This is a genomic window from Allochromatium tepidum (assembly GCF_018409545.1).
In the GTDB taxonomy this organism is placed as follows: domain Bacteria; phylum Pseudomonadota; class Gammaproteobacteria; order Chromatiales; family Chromatiaceae; genus Thermochromatium; species Thermochromatium tepidum_A.
This window is the reverse complement of sequence record NZ_AP024563.1, coordinates 659,471-674,795: the sequence shown is the minus strand read 5'-3', so window position 1 is coordinate 674,795 and position 15,325 is coordinate 659,471. Positions and strand designations below refer to the sequence as shown.

General features: G+C 65.4%; 16 protein-coding genes and 4 pseudogenes. 16 read left to right on the top strand and 4 right to left on the bottom strand.

What is annotated here, in order from left to right; all coding sequences use genetic code 11:
* The first annotated feature begins 98 nt into the window (after positions 1–98).
* Genes Atep_RS03180 through cydX form a run of 3 tightly spaced genes read left to right on the top strand, consistent with a single transcriptional unit; the run spans position 99 to position 3,011 of the window.
* Positions 99–1,703, top strand: a complete 1,605-nt coding sequence (locus tag Atep_RS03180) for a cytochrome ubiquinol oxidase subunit I (protein WP_213380240.1) — start codon at positions 99–101, stop codon at positions 1,701–1,703.
* 15 nt (positions 1,704–1,718) lie between these two features.
* Positions 1,719–2,861, top strand: coding sequence for a cytochrome d ubiquinol oxidase subunit II (cydB, locus tag Atep_RS03175; RefSeq protein WP_336511374.1), 1,143 nt, complete (start codon positions 1,719–1,721; stop codon positions 2,859–2,861).
* Positions 2,862–2,891: 30 nt separating this feature from the next.
* A complete protein-coding gene (gene cydX / locus Atep_RS03170; protein ID WP_213380239.1) occupies positions 2,892–3,011 on the top strand; it encodes a cytochrome bd-I oxidase subunit CydX in 120 nt (39 codons plus the stop codon).
* Between the two features lie 52 nt (positions 3,012–3,063).
* Here the strand turns inward: cydX and Atep_RS03165 are convergent, their stop codons facing one another.
* From Atep_RS03165 to Atep_RS03155, 3 genes are read right to left on the bottom strand one after another with little or no spacing between them, the layout of a single operon-like run.
* The gene (locus Atep_RS03165; protein ID WP_213380238.1) at positions 3,064–3,741 is read right to left on the bottom strand and encodes a YiaD family glycine zipper/OmpA-like lipoprotein; all 678 of its coding nucleotides are present in this window, start codon (positions 3,739–3,741) and stop codon (positions 3,064–3,066) included.
* 17 nt (positions 3,742–3,758) lie between these two features.
* Positions 3,759–4,205 carry a hypothetical protein gene (locus Atep_RS03160; protein ID WP_213380237.1) on the bottom strand — a complete coding sequence of 149 codons (447 nt, stop codon included), beginning with the start codon at positions 4,203–4,205 and terminating at the stop codon, positions 3,759–3,761.
* An 18-nt stretch (positions 4,206–4,223) separates the two neighbouring features.
* Positions 4,224–5,012, bottom strand: a complete 789-nt coding sequence (locus tag Atep_RS03155; RefSeq protein WP_213380236.1) for a lytic transglycosylase domain-containing protein — start codon at positions 5,010–5,012, stop codon at positions 4,224–4,226.
* Positions 5,013–5,123: 111 nt separating this feature from the next.
* Here Atep_RS03155 and nth point away from each other — a divergent pair, with 111 nt between their 5' ends.
* From nth to Atep_RS03135, 4 genes and pseudogenes are all read left to right on the top strand, one after another.
* Positions 5,124–5,762: an endonuclease III gene (gene nth / locus Atep_RS03150; protein WP_213380235.1), complete on the top strand. Its 639-nt coding sequence runs from the start codon at positions 5,124–5,126 to the stop codon at positions 5,760–5,762.
* A gap of 21 nt (positions 5,763–5,783) precedes the next feature.
* Positions 5,784–6,221: a DUF1841 family protein gene (locus Atep_RS03145; RefSeq protein WP_213380234.1), complete on the top strand. Its 438-nt coding sequence runs from the start codon at positions 5,784–5,786 to the stop codon at positions 6,219–6,221.
* A gap of 188 nt (positions 6,222–6,409) precedes the next feature.
* A complete protein-coding gene (locus tag Atep_RS16430; protein WP_236786420.1) occupies positions 6,410–6,523 on the top strand; it encodes a host attachment protein in 114 nt (37 codons plus the stop codon).
* A gap of 95 nt (positions 6,524–6,618) precedes the next feature.
* Positions 6,619–6,882: pseudogene (locus tag Atep_RS03135) on the top strand (FAD-dependent oxidoreductase); the annotation flags it as partial.
* An 87-nt stretch (positions 6,883–6,969) separates the two neighbouring features.
* Here Atep_RS03135 and Atep_RS17060 read toward each other — a convergent pair.
* Positions 6,970–7,050, bottom strand: a pseudogene (locus tag Atep_RS17060) (phosphohydrolase); the annotation flags it as partial.
* Between the two features lie 128 nt (positions 7,051–7,178).
* Between Atep_RS17060 and Atep_RS16420 the strand changes: the two are divergent.
* The 9 genes and pseudogenes from Atep_RS16420 to Atep_RS16405 all read left to right on the top strand — a co-directional run.
* A pseudogene (locus tag Atep_RS16420) lies at positions 7,179–7,277 on the top strand (IS1595 family transposase); the annotation flags it as partial.
* Between the two features lie 65 nt (positions 7,278–7,342).
* On the top strand, positions 7,343–7,807 hold the full coding sequence (locus Atep_RS03125) for a response regulator (protein WP_213380233.1): 465 nt from the start codon (positions 7,343–7,345) through the stop codon (positions 7,805–7,807).
* 30 nt (positions 7,808–7,837) lie between these two features.
* The gene (locus tag Atep_RS03120) at positions 7,838–8,410 is read left to right on the top strand and encodes a hypothetical protein (protein ID WP_213380232.1); all 573 of its coding nucleotides are present in this window, start codon (positions 7,838–7,840) and stop codon (positions 8,408–8,410) included.
* A 272-nt stretch (positions 8,411–8,682) separates the two neighbouring features.
* On the top strand, positions 8,683–9,771 hold the full coding sequence (locus tag Atep_RS03115; RefSeq protein WP_236786418.1) for an efflux RND transporter periplasmic adaptor subunit: 1,089 nt from the start codon (positions 8,683–8,685) through the stop codon (positions 9,769–9,771).
* On the top strand, positions 9,768–12,884 hold the full coding sequence (locus Atep_RS03110; protein ID WP_213380230.1) for an efflux RND transporter permease subunit: 3,117 nt from the start codon (positions 9,768–9,770) through the stop codon (positions 12,882–12,884). The genes Atep_RS03115 and Atep_RS03110 overlap by 4 nt, the downstream gene beginning before the upstream one ends.
* Positions 12,805–13,326 (top strand): MraY family glycosyltransferase, encoded by a 522-nt coding sequence (locus Atep_RS03105; RefSeq protein WP_272876306.1) that lies wholly within the window; start codon positions 12,805–12,807, stop codon positions 13,324–13,326. Before Atep_RS03110 ends, Atep_RS03105 begins: the two co-directional genes overlap by 80 nt.
* A gap of 5 nt (positions 13,327–13,331) precedes the next feature.
* A complete protein-coding gene (locus Atep_RS03100) occupies positions 13,332–13,979 on the top strand; it encodes an NAD-dependent epimerase/dehydratase family protein (RefSeq protein ID WP_419467472.1) in 648 nt (215 codons plus the stop codon).
* A gap of 69 nt (positions 13,980–14,048) precedes the next feature.
* Positions 14,049–15,162, top strand: a pseudogene (locus Atep_RS17220) (hypothetical protein).
* 45 nt (positions 15,163–15,207) lie between these two features.
* Positions 15,208–15,321, top strand: coding sequence for an MBL fold metallo-hydrolase RNA specificity domain-containing protein (locus Atep_RS16405; protein WP_236786414.1), 114 nt, complete (start codon positions 15,208–15,210; stop codon positions 15,319–15,321).
* Positions 15,322–15,325 lie beyond the last annotated feature (4 nt).

Sequence of the window (15,325 nt, the reverse complement as noted above, 5' to 3'; positions counted from 1 at the left end):
CGGGCGCGGCTCGCCCGCGGATCTCCGATCCGGGCGAGCCCAGCGTCGATGTACCAACCATCCGCGACACCCGGTCCCGGATCTCAGGAGACTCGCTCATGCTCGACAGTACCATGGTCGAACTCTCGCGATGGCAATTCGCCATCACGGCGATGTATCACTTCCTCTTCGTTCCACTGACGCTCGGACTCTCCTGGATCCTCGTGATCATGGAGAGCGTCTATGTCATGACCGGCCGCGAGATCTACCGGGACATGACCAAGTTCTGGGGCAAGCTGTTCGGCATCAACTTCGCCCTGGGCGTCACCACCGGACTCACGATGGAGTTCCAGTTCGGCACCAACTGGGCCTATTACAGCCACTATGTCGGTGATGTCTTCGGCGCGCCCCTGGCCATCGAGGGCCTGATGGCCTTCTTCCTGGAGTCGACCTTCATCGGCCTGTTCTTCCTCGGCTGGGAGCGGCTCTCCAAGCGCCAGCACCTGACCGTCACCTTCCTGACCGCGCTCGGCTCCAACCTCTCGGCGCTCTGGATCCTGGTCGCCAACGGCTGGATGCAGAATCCGGTCGGCTCGGAGTTCAGCTACGAGACCATGCGCATGGAGATGACCGGCTTCAGCGAGCTGCTGCTCAATCCGGTCGCTCAGGTCAAGTTCGTGCACACGGTCGCCGCCGGCTATGTGACGGCCTCCATGTTCGTGCTCGGCATCAGCGCCTGGTACATGCTCAAGGGACGCGACCTGGCCTTCGCCAAGCGCTCGTTCTCGGTGGCGGTCGGCTTCGGTCTGGCCTCCATCCTCTCGGTCATCCTGCTCGGCGACGAGTCCGGCTACGAGGTCGGCGACGTGCAGAAGGTCAAGCTCGCGGCGATCGAGGCCGAATGGCACACCGAGCCGGCGCCCGCCGCCTTCACGATCTACGGACGCCCGAACAACGAGGACGAGACGACCCATGACGCCGTCAAGGTGCCCTGGCTGTTGGGACTCATCGCCACCCGCTCGCTCGACACCGAGGTCAAGGGTCTGAAGGATCTGATGCGCGAGCACGAGGTGCGCATCCGCAGCGGCATGATCGCCTATCAGTATCTGGAGCGTCTGCGCGGCGGCGAGGACACGCCCGAGAACCGCGCCGTCTTCGAGGACCACAAGAAGGATCTCGGCTATGGTCTGCTGCTCAAGCGCTATACCGAGAATCCGGCCGAGGCCACCGAGGAGCAGATCCAACTGGCGGTCAAGGACTCCATTCCCCAGGTCGCGCCGCTGTTCTGGACGTTCAGAATCATGGTCGGGGCCGGGGTCTGGATGCTGCTGCTCCTGGTGCTGGGTTTCTACTTCAACGCCAAGCGCGTCATCGAGGAGAAACGCCGGCTGCTGCGTCTCTTCCTCTACAGCATCCCGGTGCCCTGGATCGCCGCCGAGACCGGCTGGTTCGTCGCCGAGTTCGGACGCCAACCCTGGGCCATCGGCGAGGTGCTGCCGACCTCGATCGCCGTCTCCAGCCTGACGGCCAACGACATCCTGATAAGCCTGTCGGGCTTCATCCTCTTCTACACGCTGCTGTTCATCATCGAGATGTTTCTGATGTTCAAGTTCGCGCGTCTGGGTCCGAGTTCGCTGCACACCGGACGCTATCATCACGAGTGCGACGCCGGTCACGCGGGCGGCATGGCTCCGGCCACGGCTCCGCAGAAACCGCTCGACTAGCCCGGAGACCCGATCATGATTCTCGACTATGAAACGCTGAAGTTCGTCTGGTGGGCGCTGGTGGGCGTGCTCTTCATCGGCTTCGCCGTCACCGACGGGCTGGACATGGGCGTGGGCGCCCTGCTGCCCTTCCTCGGTCAGAACGACGAGGAGCGGCGCGTCATCATCAACACCGTCGGTCCGCACTGGGACGGCAATCAGGTGTGGCTGATCACGGCGGGCGGCGCCATCTTCGCCGCCTGGCCGCTGGTCTATGCCACGGCCTTCTCGGGCTTCTACTTCGCGATGCTCCTGGCGCTCTTTGCGCTCTTCTTCCGACCGGTCGGCTTCGACTACCGGAGCAAGATCGCCGATCCGCGCTGGCGCAATGCCTGGGACTGGGGGCTGTTCGTCGGCGGCGCGGTGCCGGCGCTGGTGTTCGGCATCGCCTTCGGCAATCTGCTCCAGGGCGTGCCCTTCCATCTCGACGAGCTGCTAAGGCCCTACTACAGCGGCAGCTTCTTCGGTCTGCTCAATCCGTTCGCCCTGCTGGCCGGACTGATCAGTCTCGGGATGCTGGTCATGCACGGGGCCATCTGGCTGCAACTGCGCACCGCCGAGCCGATCGCGGGTCGGGCCAAGGTGGTGGCCAAGAAGGCGGGTCTGGCGACCATCGTCGCCTTCGCCCTGGCCGGGGTCTGGCTGACGATCGGGGTGGACGGCTACAAGGTGGTCTCGATGCCGGCGCTGGATGCCACGCCCAATCCGCTGACCAAGGAGGTGGTGCGCGATGGACTCGGCTGGCTGGCCAACTATGGGGCCTATCCCTGGACGCTGCTGTTCCCGCTGCTGGGCTTCGCCGGAATGGGACTGGCGGTGCTGGCCTCGATGTCGGACCGGCCCGGCTGGGGTCTGGTCGCCGGCAGTCTGGGCCTGACCGGGATCATCGTCACGGCCGGCGCGGCCATGTTCCCCTTCATCATGCCGTCGAGCACCAATCCCAACAGTAGTCTGATCGCCTGGGACGCGGTGTCGAGCCATCTGACGCTGACGGTGATGTTCTGGGCGGCGGTGATCTTCGTGCCGCTGATCCTGGCCTACACCACCTGGACCTATGCCAAGATGTGGCGGCGGGTGACGGTGGAAGAAATCAAGGCCCAGGATCATCTCGCCTATTGAGGCCCCTTCGACTGCATCGAGGAACGAGCCATGTGGTACTTCTCCTGGATACTCGGCGTCCTGCTGGCGCTGGCCTTCGGCATCATCAATACGCTCTGGTATGAGTCCGACCAGTGCCGGAGCACGGCCGACGACGAGCGATCCTACTGAACGCCGGACGCACCCATGAAAAACGCGGCTCAGGCCGCGTTTTTCGTGTCCGTCACCCCTGGGTGATCGGTATGATGACGATATCGACCCGCCGGTTGAGTCGCCGCCCCTCCTCGGTCGCGTTGCTGGCGATGGGCTGGTTCATGCCGTAGCCGGCCGAATAGATGCGCTGCGGCAGCACGCCGCTGCGCTCCAGATAATACCCGACCGAGGCGGCGCGCCGCTCGGAGAGCATCTGATTGTGGGCCGCCGATCCCGTGCTGTCGGTATGACCCGAAACGGCGAGCTGGGTCTTGCCGTACTTGCGCACGATGGTCGCGATCTTGTCGAGCGTGCTGTAGAAACTCGGCTGGATGCGATCGGAATCGACCTCGAAGGCCGTCGCGCCGGTCATGCCGACGAGGAGCTGATGATCCGGAAGCCTCTGCACGCGAATGATGCCGCCGGCGATCTCAGGGGCGAGCTGGCGCTCGAAGTCGCGCTGCTGTTCCTCCATGTAGGAGCCGACCATGGTCCCCAGCAGCGCACCGCCGACGGCGCCGATCAGCGCCCCCTTGCCCGCGTCGCCGCTCAGCGAGCCGATGAGGGCGCCGGTCGCCGCGCCCGCCGTGGTGCCGATGGCGGCACCGCGCCCGGTCTCGGTCAGGCCCGAGCCATCGGCCGCACAGCCGCTGATGAGAGCGGCGGCTACGCCGGAGAGAACCAGTGTCCTGGCGTTCAGTCGAGTCATGCGGTTGCTCCTGTTCGTCAAAGTTCCACCAGATCGGCGATGGATTTGTAGAAGAACTCCAGCCAGTCGTCGCGGTTGGCGAAGTCCATGATCGCGGGACGCTGTCCGAGCGTGTCGCGCACGCAGGTGAAGACCGCCGAGCCGTCGCGCTTGAGCTTGACCTCGAAGCTGAGCGACCCATTGGGCACGGCCAGCCGCAGCCCATGCGGGGCCGACTCCGGGCCGATCCAGGCGATCAGCAGTCCGGCTACCCGGTCGTCGCGACGATCATAGTCGTCGGGCCAGATGCGACTGAGCACGGAGATGCGCACGAACTCGCCCTGGACGTCCCGGAAGGCCTGAACCAAGGGCGCGGCCAGCTCCGAGCAGGAGGCATGGAGTTCGCGCCTCTGGATCAAATCACCCTCGGCGCTCAGGGTGTTGCCCTGAGCGATCTGGCGCAGTTTTTGGAGCGTTTGGTTCATACCCTGATTCCAGCAGCTTCAACGAATGACGGTCGTATCCAGTTCAAACATGGGCTTGCTCTCGGGACCGACGTCGTGGAGGGCCGGATTGAGATAGCGCACGTCCAGTGTCGGCTTGACCTTGAGCGACAAGAGTGATGGGTCGAGATATTTTTTCAACAGACGCCGGGCCTGTCCCGTATTGCGCACGCCGCGCAACGTCTGCACCTGGGCGAGCGCGGCCTGAGTGGGCGCCGTCCCGCCATGGCGTCGATAGTGACGGATGACGGCCTCGGTATAGTTGAGCGTCTCCAGATAGGTGACCTGGCTGTTGGTGCGATCGACCACGCCCTCGCCCGCGTTGTAGGCCATGATGACGCGCCCGTAGTCGTCATTGTACTTGTGCAGCAGACGCTTGAGATGGCGGGTGCCGGTATCGAGATTGATCCGGGGATCGAACAGCGCCTCCAGTGAGGTGACGCCATAGTCGGCGGCGGTCGGCGGCATGAGCTGCATCAGGCCCACGGCGCCGGCATGCGAGACGGCATGGGCGTCATAGTTCGACTCGGCGGCCACCACGGCGCGCACCAGCGCCTCCTCGACGCCGTGGCGGCGCGCCACCTCCGGGATCATGGCCCGGACCTCGGCGCGGCTCGGGCGCGGCCGGTTCGGCGGTGTCGGCAAGGCCGGACGCACGGGTTCGACCACGCGCGAAGCCGCCGATTCAGCGCCGGCTTCGGTCGCCGCCTCGATCTCGGCGAAAACGGACAGCGGAACCAGAAGTACGAGCAGCGCGAACGAACAGCGGGCAATAAGTGTTTGCTTCATCAGTGTTGCACGAGAAACCCGGCCCTCAGGGCGCGTGGGAGATGGCAGTCGACAGCATGAGTCGAGCCGATGATGACGCATCAAACGACAGTCCCGCATACAATGCAACCCATGAATGCCGAAAAACGCCATCGAATCTTCGCCCGTCTGCGCGACGCCAATCCGGATCCCAGAACCGAGCTGGTCTATCGCACGCCCTTCGAGCTGCTGATCGCCGTGATGCTCTCGGCCCAGGCCACCGACAGGAGCGTCAACCAGGCCACGGCCGGACTCTTCGCGTGCGCCGACACGCCCGAGGCGATCCTGGCGCTCGGCGAGGACGGACTCAAGTCCCACATCCGAACCATCGGTCTGTTCAACACCAAGGCGCGCCACATCCTCCAGACCTGCGCGCTCCTGATCGAGCGTCACGACGGCGCGGTTCCGCGCGATCGGGCGGCCCTGGAGGCACTGCCCGGCGTCGGCCGCAAGACCGCCAACGTCATCCTCAATACCGCCTTCGGCGAGCCGACCATGGCGGTCGACACCCATATCTTCCGGGTCGCCAATCGCACCGGACTGGCGCCGGGCAAGACGCCGGCGGCGGTCGAGCAGGGGCTTCTGGATCGGGTGCCGGACGAGTTCCTGCAAGATGCCCATCACTGGCTGATCCTGCACGGACGCTATGTCTGCACCGCGCGCAAACCGCGCTGTCCTGAGTGCCTCATCGCCGATCTGTGCGACTATCCCGACAAGACCCCATCCAACTGAGCCCATCCGGCGCCCGAGACCATGTTCAGCACCGACCGACAGACACACCGCCGGATCTTTCTCGAAGCCTGGCGCAAGGCCAATGCCCAGGAGCCGCTTGAGCCGCTCGAATCCCAGCTCGTCGAGCTCATGCGCCGTCATCCGGAATATCGGCCGTTCCTGGAGGGCGGCGAGCGCGCGCTCGACCAGGACTTTCCGCCCGAGCCGGGTCGGACCAACCCCTTCCTGCATCTGGGGCTGCATCTGGCCATCCTCGAACAGATCAGCCTCGATCAGCCGCGCGGCATCCGTGACCGCTATCAGCGTCTGCTCGCCCGGCTCGGCGATCCGCATCAGGTCGAGCACGCGATCATGGAGTGTCTGGCCGAGTCGCTCTGGCGCGTCCAGCACCATCGCCTGCCCTTCGACGAAGCGGGCTATCTCGACTGCATCGCCCGTCTGGAGCGCCAAGGCTACTAGACCGTCTGCACCCGTCGCGTCCTGGAGGGGCGTCCACAGGGCCCGAATCCCCTGTTACACTCAGGGGCGGGGAAACGTTCGGTCGACCGGTTCGCGCCCGAGTCGAGCCGGGCTCGATCCGAGCCACCCCGTTCGAGCCACGTCCCGACCCTTGCACGGTCGGGCCCAACGCACGAGGAAGATGACTCATGCCCACCTGGATCCTGGTCGCGGACAACAGCCGCGCACGCCTCTTCGCCGCCGAAAAGGCCGCCGACCAGACACCCGAGGCGATCCGCAAGCATCTGCCGGATTTCCTCTGATCGCGCGTCATCACTCGCCACGCGGACCGCATGGAGCCTGAGACGCCCTGCCGCCCGCGTGGCTCGCCCCCTGATTCGACCGGACACACGAACGCATGACCCAGCGTGAATTCGACACCATCGTGATCGGCACCGGACCCGGCGGCGAGGGCGCCGCCATGAAGCCGGCCAAGACCGGCCGGCGCGTGGCGGTCGTCGAGGCGCACCAGGCCGTCGGCGGCGGCTGCACCCATTGGGGCACCATCCCCAGCAAGGCGCTGCGCCACTCGATCCAGATGCTCGCCGACTACAGGCGCAACCCGCTGTTCCAGCGCACCCAGCACCAGATCGAGGTCGAGTTCCCGGACCTGCTGCGTGCGCGACAGCGACACGGTCCTGGCCATCTGTAACAGCGGCGAGGGATGACCCGAGAGCATCTGGGCGCCGATCTTGGTGTGACTGCGCATGATGTGCCATTCGTCGGAGTCCAATTTGCCCGGTTTCAACAGCACCCGGTCCGGGATGCCGATCTTGCCGATGTCGTGCATGGGCGCGGCGTTCATGAGCAGATCCGCGTGCTCCGGGGTCAATCCGTTACCTGATTAGTTACGAATCTCAGCCGAGTCGTCTCTTCTGGCCTACACTCCAAGTAGATGCCGCCCACCGGAGACCACAGATGCCTCAGAACACGATTCAGTTTCAGAAAGGCTTGAGTTTGCCGGAATTTCTCAAGAACTACGGAACCGAGGACCAGTGCAAACAGGCCCTGGAACAGTTTGGAAGCGTCATGCCAAGAGACATCGAGTTGATTCGGGTCGAGCCCAACGACATCGCGACGACATGCACATGGCGCGCACCATGCTCAGTCAGATCCTGGTCAGCGCGGGCGTGGCGCGCGTCATCGCCGTCGAGGACGGTCGGCGAGCACTCAAGAGCTTCATCGATGCCGCGCCCAACCTGGTCTTGCTCGATATCGACATGCCCAAGCTCGACGGGCTCTCGGCCCTGAAACGGATCCGTGGCTGGTCGCCGGGTGTCTTCGCCTGTCTGGTCAGCGCCAACAGCAGTCTGGTGAATGTCCAGATGGCTCGTGAGTATTCCGTGGACGGTTTCGTGGCCAAGCCCTATACACCCCTGAACATCCAGCGCATCCTGAAGCGTTATCCGGCGCGCGTGCCGAGGTCGCCGGCGGGCAGGCCGCGTGTTCGTTCATATTGCTATTTTAAAACTTTCTTATATACTAAATCACGTTTGCTGCTGAAAACAACAGAATGCAGATCCGGATTCGGTTCTGAACAACGCTGAACAACAACGTCTTTCCCAAAGGTGTGTCACATGAAACTGATCCAAGCCGCTTCCGCCATCGCGCTCGCCGCCGCCACGACCACGGCCTTCGCCTGGTATGCCGCGCCCTATCAACCCGTCGCTCCGACGGCCGACCAGCACAAGGCATTTATCGAGCAGCAGCAGGCGATGATGGAGCAGCACGACAAGGCCATGCGCGAGGCGTTCGAGGCGCAGCGCCGGTTCGCCGAGCAGCAACTGGCCTGGGCCGATCAGAACCGTCCCGCCTGGCCCGCGTTCCCGGAGCGGCCGGCCATGCCTGAGTTCGGTCAGTATCCGGAGGCGCCCGAGTTCCCCGAGATGCCCGAGTTCGGCCAGTTCCCGGCCATGCCCGAGTCGCTGGACGCCCGTCGCAAGGAGATGGACGCCTATCGCGAGCAGGCCAAGCAGCGGATCGAGGAGCACCGTGAGGCCATGAAGCAGTGGAGCGAGGAGCGTCGCGCCCAGCATCCGACCCGCCATATCGGCGAGCCGCTGAGCCGTGCCTTCCCCGAGCGTCCCTATCCGATGATGCCCCAGCATCAGGCCCAGGCTCCGGCCGCGTCTTCGGCCCAGACCCGTTGAAGCGGCTCGCCGGGTCGAGCGATTGACCCGAAGGCGTCAGTCTGAGACAACGAACGGCCCCGTCATTTCGGTGACGGGGCCGTTTGCGTTTCGGCGACGGAAGGAACTCTCGATGGAGCCGAGCACCTAAGTAGGGCTTCAAAAACAACTTGGCCATGGCGGTTCCTTCTCCCCCTCTCCCAACACCTCTCCCGCAAGAGGAGAGGCGCCGATCGCGACGAGTGTTCAGCGAGACCTCATAGAGCGAGTACCGATTGATGCGTGTTTTGTCGATGCCGATACTGATAGCCATGCTGGTCTGGCCGGCCGTGTCGAACGTCTGGGCCGCCAAGCCCGGCGGAGCGCCGCCCGCCACGCCTGTGGTGGTGGCCGAGACGCGCGTCCAGCCGCTCAGCGAACGGGTCGAGGCCCTGGGCACGCTCCAGGCCAACGAGTCGGTCGCCATCACCTCCAAGGTGACGGAAACCATCTCGGTGGTGCACTTCGACGACAATCAGCGGGTGCGCGCCGGCGATCCGCTGGTCGAGATGACCAGCGCCGAGGAACATGCCCTGCTCGAAGAGGCCGGCGTGCGTCTGCGCGAGGCCGAACGTCAGTACGACCGCGTCCGCTCGCTGGCGGCCCGGCGCTCGGCATCCGAATCCCTGCTCGACGAGCGCCAGCGCGATCTCGACACCGCGCGCGCCCTGCTCGCCGCCATCGAATCGCGCGTGGCCGACCGCTTCATCAAGGCGCCCTTCGATGGCGTGCTGGGTCTGCGCAACGTCAGCCAGGGCGCGCTGGTGACGCCGGGCGACCTGATCACGACGCTCGACGACGACCGTCTGATGAAACTCGACTTCAGCGTCTCCAGCGTCCATCTCGCCTCGCTCCAGCCCGGACTGGGCATCGAGGCCACCAGTTCGGCCTTCGGCGCGCGCGTCTTCAAGGGCGTTGTGCGCGGCATCGACAGCCGGGTCGATCCGGTCACGCGCTCGGTGCGGGTGCGCGCCATCCTGCCCAATCCCGACTTCACGCTCAAACCCGGACTCCTGATGCGCGTGGTGCTGATGCTCGATCCGCGCGAGGCGCTCACCGTGCCCGAGGCGGCGATCCTGCATCGCGGACAGGAGCATTTCGTCCTGCGGCTGACGGAGGGCGAGTCGGGACCGACGACCGAACGGCTCCAGATCCGCATCGGCACACGGATTCCCGGCTGGGTCGAGGTCCGTGACGGGCTGGAACCCGGGGATCGCGTCGTCACCGAGGGGCAGGAGAAGATCCGCCCCGGCCAGCCGATCCGGCTCGTTGCCGGCCCCGGCTCTGCCCCCGACGACTCGACCGCGAACCGGACCGACACCACACAGAACCGGATGCCGTGATCCTCTCCGACGTCTCCATCACCCGCCCGGTCCTGGCCGGCGTCCTGTCATTGCTGCTGGTCGCCTTCGGACTGGTCTCGTTCGACCGGCTGCCGCTGCGCCAGTTTCCGAACATCGACCCGCCGGTGGTCTCCATCAGCACCACCTATCGCGGCGCGGCCGCGGCCGTGGTCGAGACCCGCATCACCCAGGTCATCGAGGAACGCATCGCCGGGGTCGAGGGCATCCGCACCGTCGAGTCGACCAGCGAAGACGGGCGCTCGCGCATCAACATCGAGTTCAGCATCGACCGCGACGTCGACGGGGCCGCCAACGACATCCGCGACCGCGTCTCCGGCATCCTCGATCAGCTCCCGAGCGAGGCCGACACCCCCGAGATCCAGAAGGTCGACAGCAACGACGACGTCATCGTCTGGTTCAATCTCTCCAGCGAGCGGATGACGGTGCCCGAACTCTCGGACTATGCACGCCGCTATCTGGTCGATCGTTTTTCCGTGCTCGACGGCGTGGCGCGGGTGCGGGTCGGCGGCGAGCAGGTCTATGCCATGCGCATCTGGCTCGACCGCAGCGCCCTGGCCGCGCGCGGGCTGACGGTCGCCGAGGTCGAGGAGGCGCTGCGGGCCGAGAACATCGAGCTGCCCGCCGGCGAGGTCGAATCGATCGACCGTCAGTTCAGCGTGCGGGTCGAGCGCGCCTTCAACACCCCGGACGACTTCGCGCGGCTGGTGCTCAAGCGCGGCACGGACGGCTATCTGGTGCGTCTGGGCGACGTGGCGCGGGTCGAGCGCGGCACCGAGGAGGAACGCACCTTCTTTCGCAGCAACGGCAAGCCCATGGTCGGCATCGGCATCATCAAGCAATCGACCGCCAACACCATCGCCGTCGCCCAGGCAGCCAAGGCCGAGATGGAGCGTGTCGATGCCTCACTGCCCGAGGGGATGAGCCTGAGCCGGAGCTTCGACAGCTCGGTGTTCGTCGAGGAGGCGATCAAGGAGGTCTACAAGACGCTCGCCATCGCCATCGTGCTGGTGGTGCTGGTGATCTTCCTGTTCCTCGGCAACTGGCGCGCGACCCTGGTGCCGGCGGTCACGGTGCCGGTGTCGATCGTGTCGACCTTCACGGTGCTGCTCGCGCTCGGGTTCTCGATCAACATCCTGACCCTGCTCGCCCTGGTGCTGGCCATCGGGCTGGTGGTCGACGATGCCATCGTGGTGCTGGAGAACATCCACAGGCGCATGGAGGAATACGGCGAGACGCGGCTGGTCGCCGCCTATCGGGGGACGCGCCAGGTCGGTTTCGCCGTGGTCGCGACCACCATCGTGCTGGTCGCGGTCTTCGTCCCGATCGCCTTCCTGCAAGGGGATCTGGGACGGCTGTTCTCCGAGTTCGCCCTGACCATGGCCGCCGCCGTGGTCTTCTCCGCCTTCGTCGCGCTCTCGCTGTCGTCGATGCTGGCCTCCAAGGTGCTGCCGGCGGCGCATCGGCCCGAGGGCGAGCGTCCCGGACTCGCCGAGGGCATCGACCGCGTCTTCCTGACGATCCGTCGGCGCTATCGGCGCGTGCTCGGATTCCTGCTGCGTCAACCCTGGATCATCCTGCTGGCGCTGATCGGCACGCTCGGAGCCGCCGTCTGGCTCTTCGACCGGATCCCACAGGAATACACCCCGCGCGAGGATCGCGGCGCCTTCTTCATCCTGGTCAACGGACCCGAGGGCGCGTCCCACAGTTACATGAAGACCTACATGGAAGAGATCGAGCGCCGGCTCATGCCCTATACCGAGAGCGGCGAGGCGATCCGGCTCCTGGTGCGCAGTCCGCGCGCCTTCTCCAACACGGCCACCTTCAACACCGGCATGGTGATCGTGGTGCTCGACAGTCACGCCAAGCGCCGCTCGGCCTGGGTGATCATGGACGAGATCCGCGCCAAGCTCGCCGACCTGCCGGGGGTGCGCGCCTTCCCGGTCATGCGTCAGGGCTTCGGCGCGCGCACCAGCAAGCCGGTCCAGTTCGTCATCGGCGGCGGCAGCTACGAGGAACTGGCCGCCTGGCGCGACATCCTGATCGCCGAGATCGAGAAGGACAACCCCGGACTGGTCGGACTCGACTGGGACTACAAGGAGACCAAGCCTCAGCTCAGGGTCGAGATCGACTACGACCGCGCCGCCGATCTCGGGGTGACGGTCGGCACACTCGGACGCACGCTCGAAACCATGCTCGGTTCGCGCCGGGTGACGACCTATCTGGATCAGGGTGAGGAATACGACGTCATCCTGGAGGGCGAGCGCCATGAACAGCGCACCCCGACCAGTCTGGAGAACATCTATGTCCGCTCGGCCCGCAGTGAGGCCCTGATCCCGCTGGCGAGTCTGGCGCGCGTGACCGAGACCGCCGAGTCGCCGAGCCTCAACCGCTTCAACCGCATCCGCGCCATCACCATCGAGGCCGGCCTCGCCGAGGGGCTGGCGCTCGGGGATGCGCTCGCCTATCTGGAAGCCAAGGTCCGAACACATCTGCCCGAATACGCCCAGATCGACTACAAGGGCCAGAGCCGTGACTTCCGAAGCAGCGCCGAGGGCGTGCTGTTCGTCTTCGTACTGGGGCTGATGGTGGTCTATCTGGTGCTGGCCGCGCAGTTCGAGAGCTGGATCCATCCGCTGGTCATCATGCTCACGGTGCCGCCGGCCATGGCCGGGGCGCTGTTCGGGCTATGGATCACCGGTCAGAGTCTCAATATCTTCAGCCAGATCGGGCTGGTGATGCTGGTGGGACTGGCGGCCAAGAACGGCATCCTCATCGTCGAATTCGCCAATCAACTGCGCGATCAGGGGCAGGAGTTCCGCGCGGCCCTGATCGAGGCGAGCGAGACCCGGCTGAGGCCCATCCTCATGACCGGCGTGACCACGGCGGCCGGGGCCATTCCGCTGCTGCTCTCCAGCGGTGCCGGCTCGGAGACGCGCGCGGTCATCGGTATCGTCATCCTGGCCGGAGTGCTGGCGGCGACGGTCTTCACCCTGTTCGTGGTGCCCGTGGCCTATGACCGGCTGGCACGTCATACCGGATCACCGGGGGCGGTCAAGCGGCGGCTGGAGCAAGAGATGGCCAAGACGTCCTGATCCGGAGCCTCGCGCCTCGCCTTTGTGCCCCCTGGCTGTCTGCCACCGGAGATTTGTTCGGTATCACGCGGCGGAAATCGGCATCGCGCTGGCCATGATCGGCGCGACCTTCGGTTTTCTGCGCTTCAACAGCAATCCGGCCCAGATCTTCATGGGCGACACCGGCAGTCAGTTCCTGGGTTTCGGCACGGCCGTACTCATCATCCTGGTCACGCAGCGTTTCGACACCGTCTATGGCCAACTGATCCCGGCGCTGATCCTGGGCATCCCGGTTCTGGACACGGCTATGGTCATGATCCGGCGCATCCGGGCCGGTCTCTCGCCGTTTCGGCCGGATCGCTCGCCCTGCTCTGGCTGGTGCATGGTCTGCTGTTGCGTGTCGATCGTTGCGCCCTGGCGGAATCGAGGGGCGCCTTGGACAGGATCCATCTGTCCATCCTAGTATCACTGCTGATCGTGGCACTGAAGAGCAAAAAACAGTTTCATGAGTCATCCCAATGTCTAACGGATCCTGTCCCCGTATCTACCGAGCCGTATGCCATCGCCAAGATCGCCGGGATCAAGCTGTGTGAGTCCTACAACCGTCAGTACGGGACGGATTTTCGCAGTGTGATGCCGACCAACCTCTATGGGCCGGGCGACAACTTCGACCTGAACGACAGTCATGTGCTGCCGGCGCTGATGCGTAAGCTCCATGAGGCGCGGGTCGCGGGGGCGTCGACGGTGACGGTCTGGGGCAGCGGTACGCCGCGACGTGAGTTACTGCATGTCGACGACATGGCGGCGGCCTGTGTGCATGTGATGGGGCTGGCGCCCGAGGTCTGGCGGGCGCACACGGATCCGCGCTGTTCGCATCTGAACGTCGGGACCGGGGTCGATGTCAGCATCGCGGAGCTGGCGCGGCTGGTGGCCGAGGTGGTGGGGTTCGAGGGCGAGATCGTCTTCGATGCGAGCAAGCCCGACGGCATGCCGCAGAAATTGCTCGATGTCGAGCGTCTACGCGGGCTGGGTTGGGCGGCGCGGATCGCGCTGGCCGATGGGATTCGGCAAACCTATCGGTGGTTTTTGGAGAACCAGGGGCGGTTGCGTCTTTGACGACCGGATCTCCAGGCTGAGATACGGCGCCGCTCAGTCGCCGTCGAGCGACGTCAGGTCGGTGGAGTCATGACATCCTCAAGTCTTCAGCGCTCAGACACCATCGAGCGATATCACGTCGATGGCGTCATGATCTGGAGTGAAAAGTCACGCACGCTCTTCGTCCGGCGGGTGGTCGATGGTTGGTGTCTCACACACCCGGTCGAAGATCAGGAGCGCCACCTGGGCGCAAACGGCTTCCTGATTAAGTTGTCAAGCCTCCGCCGACCTGCTCCCACTCGTCATCGAAGATGCCCTCAAAGTCGGCGTCACACGCGACGCCAAGCTCATCGCCCGCGTGCTCGACCGCGTCCGTCAACTCACCGTCCCCCTCCCCTACGGCCAGTGGCACAGCCTCACCACCGGCGACCCCAGCCTGCGCCTCCGACTCAAACCCGCCGGCCACATCCTCGGCTCCGCCTACGTCGAATGCGACCTGCACCAAGGCGGCACCGCCACCCGCATCCTCTGTCTCCGGCGATCTCGGCGCCCCCCATACCCCCTTGCTGCCCGCCCCCAAATCCCCCCTACGCCGCCGACATCGTCGTCCTCGAAAGCACCTACGGCGACCGCCTCCACGAAGACCGCCGCGCACGACGCGACCGTCTGCGCGCCATCGTCGAACACGCCTTCGACAACGGCGGCACCCTGCTCATCCCCGCCTTCAGCATCGGCCGCACCCAGGAACTGCTCTACGAACTCGAAGCCATCATCCACCAACATCGCCAACGACGCCTCACCCAAGGACGCACCTGGGACGACCTCGAAATCATCCTCGACTCCCCCCTGGCCGCCGACTTCACCGCCGGCTACACCCGCCTGCGCGACCACTGGGACCGCGAAGCCAAACGCCGGCTCGACTCAGGCCGCCACCCACCCACCTGCGCACCGTCGACTACCTGAGACCCGCAGCGCCCGCCCGGCCATCGTCATCGCCGCAGGCGGCATGTGCGCCGGCGGACGCATCATCGACTACCTCAAAGCCATGCTCGGCGACCCACGCCACGACATCCTCTTCGTCGGCTACCAGGCCGCCGGCACCCCCGGCTGGGCGATCCGGCGCTATGGACCGCGCGGCGGCTATGTCGACCTCGACGGCACGCGCTTCGACATCCGCGCCGCCGTCCATACTCTCGGCGGCTAGTCCGCCCACGCCGATCGAAAAGACCTGATCAACTTCGTCACCCGTATGCGGGTCAAGCCCAAGACGGTCATCCTCGTCCATGGCGACACAGACGCCAAGCACGCCCTGCAACACGCCCTACAGCAGCGCCTACCCCAAACCGAAGTGGTCATCGGTTGAGCGC

What these genes read in the sequence shown, in the direction of transcription:
- Atep_RS03180 (WP_213380240.1), top strand. Translation starts at nt 99, where the DNA reads ATGCTCGACAGTACCATGGTCGAACTCTCGCGATGGCAATTCGCCATC.
- cydB (WP_336511374.1), top strand. Translation starts at nt 1,719, where the DNA reads ATGATTCTCGACTATGAAACGCTGAAGTTCGTCTGGTGGGCGCTGGTG.
- cydX (WP_213380239.1), top strand. Translation starts at nt 2,892, where the DNA reads ATGTGGTACTTCTCCTGGATACTCGGCGTCCTGCTGGCGCTGGCCTTC.
- Atep_RS03165 (WP_213380238.1), bottom strand. Translation starts at nt 3,741, where the DNA reads ATGACTCGACTGAACGCCAGGACACTGGTTCTCTCCGGCGTAGCCGCC.
- Atep_RS03160 (WP_213380237.1), bottom strand. Translation starts at nt 4,205, where the DNA reads ATGAACCAAACGCTCCAAAAACTGCGCCAGATCGCTCAGGGCAACACC.
- Atep_RS03155 (WP_213380236.1), bottom strand. Translation starts at nt 5,012, where the DNA reads ATGAAGCAAACACTTATTGCCCGCTGTTCGTTCGCGCTGCTCGTACTT.
- nth (WP_213380235.1), top strand. Translation starts at nt 5,124, where the DNA reads ATGAATGCCGAAAAACGCCATCGAATCTTCGCCCGTCTGCGCGACGCC.
- Atep_RS03145 (WP_213380234.1), top strand. Translation starts at nt 5,784, where the DNA reads ATGTTCAGCACCGACCGACAGACACACCGCCGGATCTTTCTCGAAGCC.
- Atep_RS16430 (WP_236786420.1), top strand. Translation starts at nt 6,410, where the DNA reads ATGCCCACCTGGATCCTGGTCGCGGACAACAGCCGCGCACGCCTCTTC.
- Atep_RS03125 (WP_213380233.1), top strand. Translation starts at nt 7,343, where the DNA reads ATGCACATGGCGCGCACCATGCTCAGTCAGATCCTGGTCAGCGCGGGC.
- Atep_RS03120 (WP_213380232.1), top strand. Translation starts at nt 7,838, where the DNA reads ATGAAACTGATCCAAGCCGCTTCCGCCATCGCGCTCGCCGCCGCCACG.
- Atep_RS03115 (WP_236786418.1), top strand. Translation starts at nt 8,683, where the DNA reads ATGCCGATACTGATAGCCATGCTGGTCTGGCCGGCCGTGTCGAACGTC.
- Atep_RS03105 (WP_272876306.1), top strand. Translation starts at nt 12,805, where the DNA reads ATGACCGGCTGGCACGTCATACCGGATCACCGGGGGCGGTCAAGCGGC.
- Atep_RS16405 (WP_236786414.1), top strand. Translation starts at nt 15,208, where the DNA reads ATGCGGGTCAAGCCCAAGACGGTCATCCTCGTCCATGGCGACACAGAC.